Annotated in this window: 14 protein-coding genes; 5 read left to right on the top strand and 9 right to left on the bottom strand. The window is 60.5% G+C overall.

The genetic code is table 11. From position 1 onward, the window contains the following. The first annotated feature begins 59 nt into the window (after positions 1-59). Positions 60-455 carry a hypothetical protein gene (locus NG895_RS05185; RefSeq protein ID WP_252851400.1) on the top strand — a complete coding sequence of 132 codons (396 nt, stop codon included), beginning with the start codon at positions 60-62 and terminating at the stop codon, positions 453-455. A gap of 47 nt (positions 456-502) precedes the next feature. Next, positions 503-868: a hypothetical protein gene (locus NG895_RS05180; protein WP_252851399.1), complete on the top strand. Its 366-nt coding sequence runs from the start codon at positions 503-505 to the stop codon at positions 866-868. Between the two features lie 74 nt (positions 869-942). Here the strand turns inward: NG895_RS05180 and NG895_RS05175 are convergent, their stop codons facing one another. Continuing rightward, positions 943-2,058 carry a nucleotidyl transferase family protein gene (locus NG895_RS05175; protein ID WP_252851398.1) on the bottom strand — a complete coding sequence of 372 codons (1,116 nt, stop codon included), beginning with the start codon at positions 2,056-2,058 and terminating at the stop codon, positions 943-945. A gap of 280 nt (positions 2,059-2,338) precedes the next feature. Here NG895_RS05175 and NG895_RS05170 point away from each other — a divergent pair, with 280 nt between their 5' ends. After that, on the top strand, positions 2,339-3,472 hold the full coding sequence (locus tag NG895_RS05170) for a GNAT family N-acetyltransferase (RefSeq protein WP_252851397.1): 1,134 nt from the start codon (positions 2,339-2,341) through the stop codon (positions 3,470-3,472). Between the two features lie 7 nt (positions 3,473-3,479). Here the strand turns inward: NG895_RS05170 and NG895_RS05165 are convergent, their stop codons facing one another. Beyond that, positions 3,480-3,728: a hypothetical protein gene (locus tag NG895_RS05165; RefSeq protein ID WP_252851396.1), complete on the bottom strand. Its 249-nt coding sequence runs from the start codon at positions 3,726-3,728 to the stop codon at positions 3,480-3,482. 273 nt (positions 3,729-4,001) lie between these two features. On the opposite strand from NG895_RS05165, the gene NG895_RS05160 reads away from it, so the two are divergent. Both NG895_RS05160 and NG895_RS05155 read left to right on the top strand, forming a co-directional pair. Next, on the top strand, positions 4,002-7,037 hold the full coding sequence (locus NG895_RS05160; protein WP_252851395.1) for a CHAT domain-containing protein: 3,036 nt from the start codon (positions 4,002-4,004) through the stop codon (positions 7,035-7,037). Positions 7,038-7,398: 361 nt separating this feature from the next. Next, positions 7,399-9,219 (top strand): phosphoenolpyruvate carboxykinase (GTP), encoded by a 1,821-nt coding sequence (locus NG895_RS05155; protein ID WP_252851394.1) that lies wholly within the window; start codon positions 7,399-7,401, stop codon positions 9,217-9,219. Positions 9,220-9,366: 147 nt separating this feature from the next. Here the strand turns inward: NG895_RS05155 and NG895_RS05150 are convergent, their stop codons facing one another. The 7 genes from NG895_RS05150 to NG895_RS05120 form a co-directional block, all read right to left on the bottom strand. Next, positions 9,367-10,203, bottom strand: a complete 837-nt coding sequence (locus tag NG895_RS05150) for a DUF3891 family protein (RefSeq protein ID WP_252851390.1) — start codon at positions 10,201-10,203, stop codon at positions 9,367-9,369. 36 nt (positions 10,204-10,239) lie between these two features. Next, complete coding sequence (locus tag NG895_RS05145; protein WP_252851389.1) at positions 10,240-11,130, bottom strand: sulfurtransferase; 891 nt, start codon at positions 11,128-11,130, stop codon at positions 10,240-10,242. 310 nt (positions 11,131-11,440) lie between these two features. After that, positions 11,441-12,484 carry a class II fructose-bisphosphate aldolase gene (gene fba, locus NG895_RS05140; RefSeq protein WP_252851388.1) on the bottom strand — a complete coding sequence of 348 codons (1,044 nt, stop codon included), beginning with the start codon at positions 12,482-12,484 and terminating at the stop codon, positions 11,441-11,443. A 137-nt stretch (positions 12,485-12,621) separates the two neighbouring features. After that, the gene (locus NG895_RS05135) at positions 12,622-13,503 is read right to left on the bottom strand and encodes a hypothetical protein (protein WP_252851387.1); all 882 of its coding nucleotides are present in this window, start codon (positions 13,501-13,503) and stop codon (positions 12,622-12,624) included. 188 nt (positions 13,504-13,691) lie between these two features. Continuing rightward, positions 13,692-14,306 carry a hypothetical protein gene (locus NG895_RS05130; protein WP_252851386.1) on the bottom strand — a complete coding sequence of 205 codons (615 nt, stop codon included), beginning with the start codon at positions 14,304-14,306 and terminating at the stop codon, positions 13,692-13,694. A 573-nt stretch (positions 14,307-14,879) separates the two neighbouring features. Then, entirely contained in the window at positions 14,880-15,218 is a 339-nt protein-coding gene (locus tag NG895_RS05125; RefSeq protein WP_252851385.1) for a hypothetical protein, read from the bottom strand. A gap of 84 nt (positions 15,219-15,302) precedes the next feature. Further along, positions 15,303-15,869 (bottom strand): type 1 glutamine amidotransferase domain-containing protein, encoded by a 567-nt coding sequence (locus tag NG895_RS05120; RefSeq protein ID WP_252851384.1) that lies wholly within the window; start codon positions 15,867-15,869, stop codon positions 15,303-15,305. Positions 15,870-16,245 lie beyond the last annotated feature (376 nt).

Raw genomic sequence — 16,245 nt, 5'->3', positions numbered from 1 at the left:
AACGTGAGGCACCAGGAAACAGTCAGCGAGGAGGGAGCCGCAGTTGCTAGAATACCCTCATGCCCCGTTCCCAATTCACTCTCGGCCGACTGATGATAGGCGTCACGGTACTGTGCGCGACGCTGGGATTGATGGCGAAGTTTCCCGAATCGGCGGCCGACGCGATGTGGGGTGTGGTGCTGCGTTTGCCGGCAATCGCTATCGCCCTTTGGGCGATGGTCGTTTCGCACAACCGAGGGCGGACACTCAAGATTCTGGCCGTCGGCTTTGCGGCGGGACTGGTGCTGATGCCGCTGGAGATCTTCTTCTTTGAAGGAGGGCCTCCCGGTTTCTGGCAATCCTTCAGCTTCAACATCTTTCACTATACCTTGCCCGCCACACTCGCCATGGGCGTGGCGGCGGCGGTGGATAGCTGGCTGGAATCGAAGAGGCGCAGGCCGCCGAATGAAGGTTGACCATCACTCGCGCACGCGCGTGGCGGTCCGGCTGTTAGAATAACCCTATGCCTGCTCCACGATTCACACTGCGACGACTGCTAATTGGAGTCACGCTGTTCTGCGTGGTGATGGGGTTGGCGGCTATATTCCCCTATCAAGCACTGATTGTGGGGTGGATACTGTTGCCGTTGCTGCCTGCATTGGCCATTGCCGGGTGGGCTCTGGCGGTGTCGAATAAACGCTGGAGGACCCTGGTGATTCTTACTCCCAGCGTGCTATTCAGTTTCTTGCTGGTATTTCCCGCACTCGGTCACGGGGGCGACTTAGCGCATCTGATTGGCGACTGCATGTTACCGACTGCATTTCTGATGTGGTTGGCTGCCCTGGTGGATAGCGCGTACCGCAACCCCAACCGCTGGCCACCGGGGTAAAATCGAGTGGACTTCGCGGACCGCGAGGCGGTCCGGTTGTGGGGAACGCTCGTTTGCGGAGCAAACGGACACCGTTACTCACCGCGGAGTTGGGTGCTGGAGACGTCGTTACGGAACGTCGATTCGGAGATCGACGAGCTGATGTCGACCAGGCTTTTGGGCAGGCGGAGCGTTTCGAGCGTGCAGTAGGCACCCTCCAGTTCGCGGCCGAAGACCAGGAAGCTGGAGCCCAATTCGGTGAGTTCGGCGATGGCGGCGTCGCGTGCTTTGATGCTGCCGCCGTAGTACTTGGCCTGGCCGATCCGCATGATGGTGTCGGCACCGCAGATGAAAGGCGTTTCGGGATAGAGGCGCGCCTTCTCGACGAACGTGGCGGCGCGGGTGAGCACCAGTGGCTTCTCTTCGAACTGCAGCGCGCGCGACTCGATCTCCACGTAGTCCAGTGGCGGCTTGTCGACGTTGGCGATCGACAGTTCGTACAGCACGTGGCAGTCGAGCACTTGCTCGGCGATGGCGGCCATCTCCACGTGGCCAGCGTGCAGCGGGTTGAACGCGCCGGGGAACAGGGCGATCGAATCGGTGGCGCCGCGGCAGTTCATCTCCACGACCGATTGCTCGCCGGTCAGCAGCGTTCGCCAAGAAGGCAGCGCCTCGATACGGCGACGAACCACTTTCTCGTCTTCTGCCAGTTGTAGTTCGAAGGTGGGTTCGATCCCTGCTGCTTCGGCCGCGGCGTACAGTACCAACTCGGCGGCCAATTGCTCCTCTTCTTCGCGGGTGCGTTTGCCCTTATTCAGTTCCAGCGTCAGCGCGCAGGTGGTGCTGATGGTCTGGAAAGCGACGTGCACCCGATGGGGACCTTTCTTGGGGCGATCGGAAGCCAACGATGCTGTGGCCGACACGCCGGCCAATGGACCTTCCGAGGTGCTGAGTTGCCGGGCCCACATGTAGGCCGCCATGGCCATGGCACGGGCCGTTCGCTCGCTGCAGGATTGCTCCGGTTGGGCGCCGATCCACTTGGCCAGCGCTTGCGGGCTGTACGGCACCTGGGCGTCGAGCACCGAGCGCGAGCCACCGGGCACGGACAGTAGGTCGCCAATGGCGGAGGCCCCGCCGCCGGTAACGGCCAGGACGAACTGTACTTCGGCGGCGTGGATCGCCTCGATGCGTGAGCGGATCTGGGGATTCATGCGGTCGTACGAAAGAAGCTGGTTGGGCGGCACCCTGCTGGGTGTCCGCGAGGTGTTTTTGCAGCACCCGACTTGCAGAATCTACACCTGCTGCAGGGGGCTGCGCCGGTTTTTGCTTGCGTTTTCGCCGGGAACTGGCAATTGTAACGATTGGGAGGGCCGCTGGCTGCGGAGGGGCATGGTTGGCACGCTGGTTGCGGTTTGCTCCTCCGCAAGGGTACCACGTTCTGTGTCCCGCACTTGTCACGATTCTCTTCCCAACAAGATTGGACGAACTTCCATGGCTGAAGTCGTCGAGGTAAATGACCTCCGCTCGCTAAGTCGCTACCGCCTGATGTGGGATTCGTTGCTGGCGGATACTCCCAACGCCACGTTTCTGCACACGTTCGATTGGCTGGAAAACTACTGGCGACACTTCGGTAGCGGAAAGCGGCTGAGAGTGCTGGTGGTGCGAGCGGCCGGGCAGGGCATTGGTATTCTGCCCCTCTGTGTGGTGCGACGTCGGCATCGGCTTGGCTCGCTGCGAGTGCTCACGTACCCACTCGACGACTGGGGCTCTTTCTACGGCCCAATCGGCCCCAGCCCTACTGCCACACTGCTTACCGCGCTTCGCCATGTTGCTTCCAGTCCGCGCGACTGGGATCAGTTGGAACTGCCATGGATTGCCCATGACAGTCGCGATCATGGGCGCACGTTCAATGCGCTCCGACAGGTTGGATTGCCGCCACGAGTGATGCCACAGGGCATGACCTCGTTGATCGACTGCGCGGCGTTGGGCAATTGGGAAAGCTACCAGGCCAATCTATCGCGGAAGCGGCGGCACGAGTTGCGGCGAGTGAGTCGGAGAGTTACCGATTGGGGCGAAGCCGAGTTCGTGCGTCACCGCCCCGAGCCGCGTCGCGATGGTGATGGTGACCCTGCTTGGGAACTGTACGACCAATGCGAGGAAGTAGCCCGCCAGAGTTGGCAAAATACGTCGGCGACCGGTAATACGCTCTCGCACCCTAAACTGGTGAGCTTCTTCCGCGACACCCACGCGGCCGCCAGTCGGTTGGGTATGGTCGACTTGGCGGTACTTCGACTTTCGGGTCGCCCCGTGGCGTTCTGGTACGGCTATCGCTGCGAAGGCCGCGTAATGGGCCTACGCATGGGCTACTGCGCCGACGCACCCGTGAGCGGCGTGGGCACAGCACTGATGTCGCGGCTGGTTGAAGATAGTTTCCGCCGTGGCGATCAGTCGTTCGACCTGGGACCCGGCAACGAATGCTACAAGAGCCGGCTGCGCACGTCGGTAGTCAATCGCCACCGGGTGACGCATACGCCCGCCACGGCGATAGGTCCGCAACTGATCCGCGCGAGCGGATGGCTTCGGCAGCGGACGGCCAGCACCGTAAGACTAGCGGTTGGCGGCTAAGCAGAGACTAGCGAGCCTGTGGAACGCTCTCGATCTCGGCCTTCGCTTCTTCCATCGCCTGAGCTTCTTTGGACAGCTTAAACTCGGGACCTGGGGCGAAGTACTGCACGTCGTCCTGCAGGTACCAGGGGCTAGGCAGCACCTGCCCCGAGTACACGCCCTGGCAACCGGTGAGAGCCATCGAGGCGAGGATCACCGCACCGCACGCGGCTTGCGAGAGTTTCTGGTTCATTCTTGAGACCGTTGGCTTGTTCATGGCAATTTCGGTTCGGCAATTGATAGTGAGCGAAGAACCGGCGGCAAATGGACGAGTGGGTCGCGCACTGGCGAACCGTTACTACCGTTATCGTCCGCGCAACCGTCAGGGTTTAGCTGAAGCGGGGAAAACTTTGCCCGGGAGCGGCCGGATCCGACTTTTCCGCCGGAATCTGGCCAAATGCCTGTTAAGCTGGGATAAATCGCCTGGATTGGAAGCGAATGGTAGAATACGTTTATTCGCGCCGATTCGCTCCCCCAACCCCGCTCCACCATGTTGAACCTCTTTTCCGAAGGTCCCGTTCGCCGCCATTGGGTGCTAGCAAGTGCCGTCACGACATTGCTGCTAGCCGGCGGCGGCTGGCCGGCCCAAGAAGCGTCGGCTCAGGACCGGACCGATCCGGGGCAGTCCTATTTCGCCACGATCGAGCAGCTTTATCGCGCCGATCATCGTGACGCGCTGCGGGGATTTCGGGGTGAGTTGCGAGGAGGCATTCGTGTAGGCCTGGCTCGCTGGGTCGATTCGATTTGCTATCGCGCCATGCTTGGCGAGACCTACTACCAGATGGGGTACCCGCGTGAAGCGCTGGCCGAGTTCGATGCGGCGTGCGAGTTATTCCTGACCTATCCCCGCTGGCTACTTTCGGTTCGCTTCCAGAATCCTCGGGTGGACAGCAACGTCCAACGTCGCATTGCTCCCTGGGGTACATCCACCCGGCGACCAACCTACGGCATATTCAGCGACACCATGCTCGTCACTCAGGGCGAGTTCCTTACCGAAAATCGGGTCCGCCAGGGAGGCGCTCTGCAGTCGCCGCAGTTCTGGCGGCTAAATGTGATTGAAGTGATGCGCGCCACCGCACTGTCGATCCGCCGACGCAACGAGATCCTGGGACCGCTGGGCAAGTACGACCGAACCAGCAAGGACCTGGTGGATGCTCTGGCGCGGGGCGGCAACACCGCTCGAAATCACTGGTCGAACGCCTGGACCGGGATCCTCCTGGGACTGGCACAGCAAGGGGTCGGCGAGTCGCAGCAGGCCCTGGCCAACCTCTCCCGAAGCACGCTGGTGGATGGTCGGTTCGATCACCCGCTAACAGGCGTTGCACTGTTGGCGCAAGCGCAGGTGGCTATGGAGTCGGGCAACGCCAAGGCGGCATTAGGACTGGCCACCGAAGCCAGCTACGCCGGCTACGCTTACGACGACTACGATGTGCTGGCGTCTTCATTCGAAATGATCCATCGGGCTTGGATGGCCGGTGGCAACACCGGAGCCATGCCCGCCCTCGCCACGGCGGCAAACTGGGCCGACCGAAAGAATCTCGACTACCTGGCGGCCATCTGCCTAACGGCCAGCGCCGAGGAATTGGTCTCTGCTGGCGATGCCAACGGGGCCACCAACATGCTGCGCGGCATCTCGGCCCGCCGACGCGACCTGCGAACCTGCCGCATTGCGTCGGAGCGTCGATACGTCGAGGCCTTTATCGCCTACCTCGAAGGCAACATCGCTCAGGGCGATAAGGCGACGGCCGAGGCCGTTGCACTGGAAGCCACCCACTCACTCCGCCACCACCAGATTGTCCTGACCAACGAGCGCATCGATAGCGGCCAAGTCTCATCGCGCGTCGCGGTCGACCTGTACGCCCTGCTGTTGCGAGACCCGGCGAGCAAGGATTGGGCCAGCGATCCGTTGGAAGTGCTCGTCAATTTGTCCACTTCCTATGAGGGTCCGCTCCGCCGTTGGCTGCTGTCTGCGCTGAGTCGCGATGAGATCTTGCCGGCCATCGATATTGCCGACATTACCAAGCGTCGTCGATTCTGGTCCGCCCAACCCGTCGGCGGTCGGCTGTTGGCAATTCGCAATCTACTGGAGGCTGATCCCGCCCAACTGCCCCCAGATGCTTCGGTTGAACATCGCAATTTGATGTTGCGAGTCCCCGAATACAAACAACTGCTGGACGAGGCCGCCGATCTCCACAAACAACTGGAAGCCGAACCGCTGGCCGATGGCGAAGGCCGGGTACCGCAGGAACGCTACGGCCAGCTAAAACGGCTGGCGAAGAATGCCGAACAGCGTGAAACCCTGGTTCGCCAATTGGTGCTACGTCGCGATCCCACCGCACTGCTGCTGCCACCCGCGGTGCTTGCCAAGGACCTGCAGCAGCAGCTCAAGCAGGGGCAGGCGGTGATCGTGTTTCACCAGTCGGCCAATTCCTTCTTCGCCTTCATTCTCACCCAACAGGCGTACCACCATTGGCAGTTGCCCGAAGCTGGTCCGCTGGCGGAGAAGACGGTCGAGATGCTGAGGACCATGGGGCACTTTACCCAGAATCGCGAGTTGGATGCCAGCAATCTGGCAATCGACGGTTGGGCCCCCATGGCGAAGCAGTTTGGCGACATGCTGTTCGCCGAGTCGCGGCTTGACCTGGCCAGTACCACCGAACTGATCATCGTACCCGATGGCATCTTGTGGCACGCCCCCATTGAACCGTTGATGCCGAGTACCGGCGGAAACAAGGACATGATCATCGACCGGACGCCCGTCCGTTATGTGCCGACACTCGGCTGGGCGGCGCCCGATCGCATCCGCCCTCGGCCCATTCGCACGACGTTGATTGCAGCGTCATCCGGCACGGGCGCTGGTGGCTATCTGCCGCAACAGGCGCTTGAGGAACTCGCCGCCACGGCAACCGGTTCGGCGGTTATCGACACTCCTGTGGCGGTCGGCTCGTCGCTGATAGCGGGGCTGGCCGAGCAGGCAATTGTGCTAGCAGACGCCACCCTCGATCCCACCGAGCCCTACAACTTCACACCGGTCCCGTTAGACCGATCCTCGAGCCAAAGCGCGTTGAGCCACTGGCTTACCTTGCCGCTGCCCGATTGCCAGCGACTGTTGCTCGGGGGCGTGCATACGGCTGCCGAGACGGGACTCAAATCGCGAGGGCGCGGGCGCAACGACGCGGTAAATGCCGGGCCTGAGATGTTCCAGGCACACTGCGCGCTGCTGGCAAGCGGGGCAAAGACTGTGTTGATGAGTCGCTGGCAGACCAGTGGCAAGACGCACCGCGACTTATTGCGGGAGATGACGCTCGAGCTGCCCCATACCGCGGCCGACCAGGCATGGCGACGCAGCGTGGCCCTCGCCCGCCGCACCGATTTGGACGCCGCCCAGGAGCCACGTTACCGCCGTGGAGACGAAGGCGCCGAGCCGCTTCCGGCCGAGCATCCGTTCTTTTGGAGCGGATACATACTGGTCGACACGGGGTTTGATCCAACGCCTCCAGACGAGGCCGACGCCAAAGCTCCCTAGACGATATAGATATCGTTTCAGCCAACGCCGAGTCACGGCGTATTTGGTTGTCGGAGTTTGCAAAAGAGCGTCCGTTTCTTTTCGCTTTCTGGCACGGTGTGCACACTCGCCGTGCGATACCGCGCGGCAATACTCCATGTGCATGTGCGGAATGGTCGTAAACCTGCTTGTTTTGGACGTTTAATATTCCACTGGGTTGTGGCACGCGTCTTGCTCCGATACGCTGCAAAAACTTTCCCGGACTGCGCTCCACCGCGCGTCCCCAGGCGGGTGGAAAGGCCCGGGAGGTTCTCGAGTTCTGAATGTCGGTTGAAGAGCCGTAGGGACCAGCAAACCTCAACTCAGCAGGAAACTGAATACCATGAGCTACAAAGAAGTAGGGGGCGGGGACGTCCAAAATGAAAAATTGCGTGAGTGGGTCATGGAGATCGCTGAGCTCACCACACCCGATTACATTCACTGGTGCGACGGTTCGCAGGAAGAGTACGATACGCTCTGCAAGCAGATGGTCGACAGTGGAATGGCCATCAAGCTGAACGAAGAGAAGCGACCCAATAGCTTCCTGTTCCGCAGCGATCCGGCCGACGTTGCTCGCGTCGAAGATCGCACGTTCATCTGTTCGCGCAGTCCGGACGATGCGGGTCCGACCAACAACTGGGAAGACCCCGACAAGATGCGGAAGAAGCTCTCCGGCCTGTTCCAAGGCTGCATGAAGGGTCGTCCGCTCTACGTCATCCCGTTCAGCATGGGCCCCATCGGTTCGCCAATCGCTCACATTGGTGTGGAACTGACGGACTCGCCCTACGTGGTGGTCAACATGCGGATCATGACCCGCATGGGCCAAGCCGTCGCGAACCTGCTGAACAAGAATGAAGAGATGGACTTCATTCCCTGCGTTCACTCCGTTGGCGCTCCGCTCGAACCGGGCCAAGAAGATTCCAAGTGGCCCTGCAACGCTGACAACAAGTATATCGTTCACTACCCAGAGTCTCGCGAAATCTGGTCCTACGGTAGTGGCTACGGTGGTAACGCCCTGTTGGGCAAGAAGTGCTTCGCACTGCGGATTGCCTCCTGCATGGCTCGCGACGAAGGCTGGATGGCCGAGCACATGCTGATCCTGGGCGTCGAATCGCCCGAAGGCGAAAAGACCTACGTAGCGGCCGCCTTCCCAAGTGCCTGCGGCAAGACCAACTTTGCCATGCTGATTCCTCCAAAGCCCTTGGAAGACGCTGGTTGGAAAGTCTGGACCGTGGGCGACGACATTGCCTGGATCAAACCGGGTGAAGATGGCCGTCTGCATGCCATCAACCCCGAGTATGGTTACTTCGGCGTCGCACCTGGCACCTCGTTCGATTCGAATCCGAACGCGATGATCTCTTGTGCGAAGAACAGCATCTTCACCAACTGCGCGTTGACCGAAGACGGCGACGTGTGGTGGGAAGATATGACCGATGAACCACCGGCCAAGTTGACCGACTGGAAGGGCAATCCCTGGACGCCGGACTCCGACACGCCGTCGTCGCACCCCAACGCCCGGTTCACGGCCCCCGCTGGGCAGTGCCCGACAATCGACCCCGCCTGGGAAGACCCTGCCGGTGTGCCGATCGGAGCCTTTGTGTTCGGTGGTCGCCGGATGTCGCTGGTGCCGCTGATCTTCCAAGGCATCAACTGGACGCATGGCGTGTACATCGGTGCCACGATGGGTTCGGAGAAAACTGCCGCCGCCGCTGGCGGGCTGGGTGAACTTCGCAACGATCCTTTCGCGATGCTGCCGTTCTGTGGTTATCACATGGGCGACTACTTCCGTCACTGGATCAAGATGGGTCGCAGCCTGACGGAAACTCCGAGAATCTTCCACGTCAACTGGTTCCGTAAGGACGAAAACGGCAAGTTCATGTGGCCGGGCTTCGGCGAGAACATGAGAATCCTTCGCTGGATTGTCGATCGCGTCCGCGGCCGTGCGGTTGGTAAGGAAACTCCGCTGGGTTGGGTGCCTCACTATGAGGACATCGACTGGACTGGTCTAGATTTCCCGAAGGAAAAGTGGGACTACCTGATGGAAGTCGACCGCGAAGGTTGGCGGCAAGCCACGTTGAACCACGAGAAGCTGTTCATCGATCTGCACGACCGCCTGCCAAAGGAAATGGTCTTCGAACGTCAGCTGCTCCTGTCTCGACTGTAAAATCTCCCTAGGAAGGATTCGCTAAGGTCTGCTGAATGGATTGAAATCAGAGAGTCCCCCCTCCTCTGACCATTGACCTTGCCTACAGGGCAGGGCGAGCTAGCTCGTCCTGCCCTTTCTGTTTTTCTGCGGTCGTCTTCTACTGGCTCAACCCGGCATCAGCGTCCATCGAAGCCGCATTGGCGAGCGGCTCTTGGCCATTTCGCCCGTGCTGTTGTACTGCTGAGCGGGCACCGTGTAACCGAGTGCATCAAGCTCCAGGCGGTCCGCGTCGAAGCACCATGGCTCCACTCTCACCCGCCAATCGCCTTGGTCTGGTGGCTCGCTATCCGGAGTCACTGTCACTGGAGTCGCTTTCAGATTGCCGGTGTCGAGCTTCATGGCGTCGCAGCGCTGATCACCCAGGCTGGCCGGACAATAGCAGCACAACCACAAGCTCAACCAGTCGAACAGCCTTAACCACTCCAGGCACTCCTCGGCTAGATCGGCAGTGTGCACCGGCCGATTGAGCGAACGCCACTCGGCCAGCCATTCGTCGCGCCAGACATCGACTTCGGCCAGCCATTGCTCGCTAAGTTCGCAGTGGGCCTCGTGCGATTCACGCAGAAGATGGGCAAAATGCCCCGCCACCACCCAGCCGGCCAACGGTCCCAGTCTATAGGCTCGAAGCACCGAGTCGCGCCACAATGGCAGTGCCTGCGAGCGATGAATCTCCATGAACGACCATGGCCGGCCATGCTCCGAATCCAGGGGTGGGCTTGCTTCCCAAGAGGCCCAGCCGTCGTCGTGATGCAGGATGGCCGACAACAGTTCTTGGCGGACCTCCTGCAGGTGTGGGTTCTGGTCGTTGGGCCCGCATACGACGCTGTCCAGCGAGCCCCCCCATGCTTCGGCCAGCTCAAAACTCACCCGCGCATGCTCCACCTGCGAAAGCAAAAGCCACTTGTCGGGAAGATCGATAAGGGGAATGTTTCGACGAATCAATGTGGCTCGCCCCGGGGTGCAGTCCGTGTTGGATGGTTATCGGCCGGTGTTGGATGTGTCGACTGCTCGCTCGCCTCCGTGACGAGTCCAGTCGCTCCAACTGCCGTGGTAGTTAGCCACCGGTTTGCCGCTTGCAAGCTCCATGGCAAACGCCATGACGGCTGCCCGGCCGCCCGAGTGGCAATAGGTGACTGTACGCGTGGCGGGGTCGAACTCGACGCGATCCAACAGCGTTTGCAGCTGCTTCTTCGGCCGTAGCTTGCCGGTTTCGGCGACGATCAACTCCTGCCAGTTGAGATGCGTGGCCGAGGGAATGTACCCCGCGGTGTTCTCTTCGTCGCTACGCGTGTCCACTACACAAGTCTCTCCGCCTGCACCAAGAATCTGCTGCATATCCTGGTAGGTGGCCAACCGATCGGGGTTGGGCCTGGCCGTGAACTCCGTGGGCGAATCGGGAACTGTGGTCGGGCTGCTGACCGTCTCACCACCGGCCGATTTCCAGGCCGCGAGGCCGCCGTTCAGCACCCGTACATCTTCGACGCCCCAGTACTTGAGAATCCACCAGATGCGTGCCGCTGAAGGGCTGAAGGCTTCGTCGTACACGACCACCGTGCTTCCATCTTCCAGAGTGACTAACGCTTTGGCGATTCGCTCCGACCACGCCTGGCCATCGGTTCCGTCGCCGAAAGCTGCTTTCCACTTCCCCGCATCGATGTGCCGAGCCCCGGGGAGGTGCTCCTTCTCGAAGCCCTCTTCCGAGCGAACATCGAGCAAGATCACATTCTCCTCACCGATCGCCTTCCGGCCCGCGAAATGCTCCACCAGCGTTGCCGGTTCCAGCAACATCTCTGGCTGGGACTCGGTCGCCTTGTCGGCGATTGCGAGATTCGAGGCGCAGAGAAGTACTGCAAAAAATGCCAGTCGCATGGATCACTCCGTTGTGCAGGGGGCTCAATTAAGCTCGGCGAAAAGCTCCGCGACCGGCAACACAGAGCCCAGTACGACGTCTTCGCCGGTGAGTTCAAGATCTTCGGTCAGTACGCGGATGTCATCGAGCAAACGATACACGGCAACCGTTCGACCCTTCGGGCCAACCACCCACACGGCTCAAGGCCAGCCAGCGCCGGGCTTCGGTGGTGCTCCTGCCCACATTCTACCACACGAGTGTCCAAAAACAAAAAAACAGCCGGCGCCCCCGTGGGGCACCGGCTGTCCTGTTTTGCACTTGGTTGTTCGACTAAACAGCAGCGTAGAAGCTGGTGAACTTGTCGATCGAAACCGGCTTGATCTTGTCGGCCCAACCAGCTTGACCGAAGGCGGTCATGCGGGCGATGCAGACTTGCTTCATCGCTTCGCGGGCCGGCTTCAGGTAGTCACGCGGATCGAACTTCTCAGGCGTCTCGGCGAACACCTTGCGGATGGCGCCGGTGATGGCCATACGGTTGTCGGTATCGACGTTCACCTTACGCACACCGTGCTTGATGCCCTTCTGAATCTCTTCGACAGGCACACCGTAGGTCTGCTTCATGGCACCACCGTACTTGTTGATGATGTCCTGCAGTTCTTGCGGAACGCTGCTCGAACCGTGCATCACCAGATGGCAATTGGGCAGACGCTTGTGGATCTCTTCGATGCGATCCATGGCCAGCACTTCGCCGGTGGGCTTCTTGGTGAACTTGTAAGCACCGTGGCTGGTGCCGATGGCCACGGCCAGGGCGTCGACGCCGGTCTCGGCGACAAACCGCTCGGCTTCGTCCGGATCGGTCAGCAGTTGATCGCGCGACAGAGCTTCGGTAGCTCCGTGGCCATCTTCCTGCTCACCACCACCGGTCTCGAGCGAACCCAGGCAGCCCAGTTCACCCTCGACGCTCACGCCTTGCTTGTGGGCGGCTTCGGTGACTTCCTTGGTGACTTTGACGTTGTAGTCGTAATCGGCGGGCGTGCTTCCATCTTCCTTCAAGCTGCCATCCATCATCACGCTGGTGAAGCCGTTGTCGATCGCGCTTTGGCACGTATCGGGGCTATTACCGTGATCTTGGTGCATCACGATAGGGATGTTCGGATACAGTTCGGCAGCGGCCAGCATCAGATGCTTCAGGTAAGCATCCTGCGAGTACTTGCGGGCACCGCGCGAAGCTTGCACGATTACCGGCGAGTTGGTCTCTTCGGCCGCTTCCATGATGGCCTGAATCTGTTCCATGTTGTTCACATTAAACGCGGCCAGGCCGTAGTCATTCTCGGCGGCATGGTCCAGCAACAAACGCATTGGTACAAGTGGCATGATAGGGCTCCTCATGTGAGGTAGGTTAGACATTAGCCTGCAGGAGTACGCATTGTAGCGCGCGGATCAGACACGGGGGAGGGTCCAAAGCCATGTCAGAGCGCGCGCACATGGGCCAAAACGCACATACTGGCCGGCTATTTCCAGGGCCAGGCGTCGTTCTCGTCAGCGGCCAGAACGGCCGTGTGAGGCAGTTGCGATAGACGCAGAAGCAGGTATTTCTGCTCGGGAGATTCGTCCGACAGCGTATGGTGTAGCAGCGATCCCAGCCGGTGCTTGCTGCCCGGCAGGCTGGTGACCACCAGCATCTCGCCGGGCGATAGATCCACGGTGGTTTTCAGTTCGGCAAAAACTTCCACCTCCCGACGCAGCTGCGCCACGACCATGCCCGGCCCGGGGTTTACGTACTTCATCTGCGGCTGGCCATGGTGCAGTTCGGGCAGCAGCTCCAGGCTCACCTGGCCGCCGGTCGGCTGGCCGATTTCTACGGCGTACATTCCCTGGGCATCGGAGAATGCCTTGCCAACCAGGCCCGACGCGCCTCCCCGCAACAGGGTGAAAGTCGGCACCACCTCGCCAGCCTGCAATTCGAGCCGTTTGCCGGGCCGCAGTTGTTTCAACCGCCGAGTGACTTGGGCCGGTTTGGCCGACAGCATGCCCGACTGTTCCTCGGCGGTGTCGAGATCCACACCGCTGGGATTCAGCAGCTCCACGAGCTCCGCGCACGGCGTACCACTCACCACGCCTGCCCGTAGCCCTTCATTGGCCAGCCGGCAACGCAGCTCCACCGGAATGCGATCCTCCTGCACCGACTTCCACAAACGCGAGCCGAACTCCATGTCGTCCAGCGTGGTTCGCGCCCAGTAGATGTCGAGCGTCACGGCGTCGGGCGAGGCTTCGGCCGCCTTGAGCAGCGAGTCGCTCGTCAGATTGCCGGTGTCGCCAATCGATTGACAACCTGCGCCGCTGGACAACAGCAACAGCAACACTGTGATCGAGGCTAAGTGCGAACTAGCCAACCGTACGATTCCCAATTCAGATAAGTGATTCGTCAAGCGAGTCTTTCTGCCATGGCGATATCGCAGCCAGTTTCGCGTTGTCGCGAAGCAGGGCGATTGCCGCGGCCAAAGGTTTGGCTTGACCTGTTGAAAAGACAATTCGCTACGCACATTAGGAAGCTCGCCGCCGCCGGTCAACACCAGACTTGCTAGCACGCTTCCTTCGTTGGCCCCCTGGCTGCCACCAGCTTCGGCACCGGGTAGCGTTCGCCGTACACCTGCCCGAAATGTTTCACCAAGTCGCGAAAGTTGTACCGCAGGAAGGCGTACAACTCGGTCGGCGGCTCGCTAGCCAACCACTCGCCGGCCAGCCTCGACGCCGTGCGGTCGAACTCCCGTTGCGACGGCCCGTGCACGTAGCATCGCCCCTCGTGTCGCCTCAGATCGCCGTCAAACTTCTCACTGATGTGCCACAGTTCGTGCACGATGGTCGTGAGCTTCTCGCCCAGCGAGTGATCCAAGAATCGCGGCAGATAGAAGTTCAGCAGGTACAAATACTCCCGGCCGCTAGGGTCGAAAATCGACTGGCATGTGTATCGCCGCCCCCGCACCAGGCTGTCCCGTGCTCCGTTCTCGAACCGCAGTGGTGTCAGCGATGCTTGCAGACCGTGCGGCACCCGCTTTCGGGCCTGACAAAACCCCACCGCCACACGACTCATATCGATGTGCGACAGCAACTCCACCCGGCGAGTCATATCCTCGCACACGGCACGAATTGCATGCGTGAAGTGAAGTCCAGCCGAAGGTTTGCCTGTTCGAGCCATCGATACCGAGCACCGCGTGGGAGAGAGTCATTTGGGGGGGTAACGTTATGGCCGAATTTGGATCGTAACACCAGAGCAAACGCATTCGATGAAAGGTCGGAAAAAAGGGAACATCCAGTGGGCCGGCTCGTCCTCGGATCCGCAGGACCATTGGTCGGTGCCGAGTTCAGTCTACTGCTGGCGTCGAATGCGGTTGACCGGAGATTCTTGAGGGTTTTGGGACACCAATACGACGTACGATTTTAGGCACCAAAACTCCAGCCGATTTGGCGCCTCCCAATTTCCTAACCTGCTGCAAGCAAACGAGTTACAAAATCCGCCATCACGAAAACCCCAAGGGTTTTGTCCCCCCACGCACGCCAAAACGACCAAAACCCCTTCAATAACGACGATGGGGGGAATTCGCTCTGCCATTCAGCGCTGGCGGCCAGCCAGGGCGATCTCCAGCACGAGGCTCTCACCAACAGCTTATCGATTCGAACCCCCGGCCACCGAGTTACCCAACAGCCGACGCGCATGGATTGCCACGCAACCCCATTAGACCACTCCAAACGGCCGTTTCAACAGCGAGTTTCATACACGCGAAAGTTCTCGCGTTGCCGCGAAAACGTAGAAGTCAGTAGACCATAGCGGCACTCCGCTGGTTACTGCGATCTCCATCCGAGTTGGATTTCGAGTGGCTTCCAGTGCTTCAACCACCGCGTCGATTTCGATGGAGTTGGTTTCCTCTTGCTGAAATACAACTTGCTCGTCTTTGAGGATGGTTCGTTGGATCGCTTGCTGGGCGCGCAGCTTCTCCTTGGTTCGATCGCCAGCCTTCCAGTAGTTTTGAAATCGGACCACGTCGTTTACGTCCGACGCCGGCGACTCAACATGCTTAGCTGCACGCCACAACCTGTACTCCAGTTCCATGGAGAGCACCGTGGCCGCCGCCCCACCCGCGTGTGGGGCGGCGGCAAAAGTCGCGAAGCATCGTCTAACAGCTCGCCAGCCCTATCACACCGTCTGCTGGGCGTGCTTGCCTTCGGCAAATTCTTCGATCGCCTTGCTGCAGAAGGCGGGGAGATCGTCAGGATTGCGACTGGTCACGAGCCCTTCGTCGCAGACGCATTCTTGGTCGACCCACTCGGCACCGGCGTTTCTCAGGTCGGTTTTCACGCTCGGCCAGCTGGTCACTTTGCGACCTTCGACTACGTTCGCTTCGACCAGCATCCAGGGGCCGTGGCAGATTGCGGCGACCGGTTTGTGCTGCTTGAAAAAGTCGCGGACAAAGTCAACGGCCGTTTCGTTCACGCGGAGCGCATCGGGATTGAACACACCACCGGGGAGCACCAGGCCATCGAACTGTTCAGCGCTGACATCATCAACAACGGCGTCGACGTCGAACTTGTCACCCTGTTTCTCGTGGTGGACGCCCTGGATCTGGCCCGATTCGAGCGATACCAACGTGACCTTGGCGCCGGCCGCTTTGATTTGCTCCCACGGCTGGGTGAGTTCAACTTGTTCGACGCCATCGGTGGCGAGAAAGGCGATGGACTTGCCTTGGAGGGATGGGGTGGCCATAGGGTTTTCTCCTTGTCGATGTGCTGAGGGTTTGCGAATCGCGCGCGGCGCGACTGGGTCCATAAGTAAGACAGCAGAACCGAGCAATCGACGTGCCGAGTCGAGAAAGCCTTCTGTCCAGGTCGCATCGTCGCTCGAACTGCGCGGTGGGCATACAGGTTGGCTGCCAACGAATCAGCGACGGGCGCTCCATCGGCCAATCTTTATGTATCCGTGAGGTTGCCCCTCGAGGAGTTGGATCACCAGGAATTCGCAGCGCAGGGCTTGGAACCGAGGTAGGTTCCGAGCTTCTCGAATCTGCCGAGATGAGCTGCGCCTCGGGGTCTTCCGCCGATGCTTGAAGTCGGGGCGTGGCTACACTTACGCGTGGCTGGCC

It is taken from the genome of Aeoliella straminimaris (assembly GCF_024054565.1).
In the GTDB taxonomy this organism is placed as follows: Bacteria; Planctomycetota; Planctomycetia; order Pirellulales; family Lacipirellulaceae; genus Aeoliella; species Aeoliella straminimaris.
This window is presented reverse-complemented; position numbering and strand designations above follow the sequence as displayed.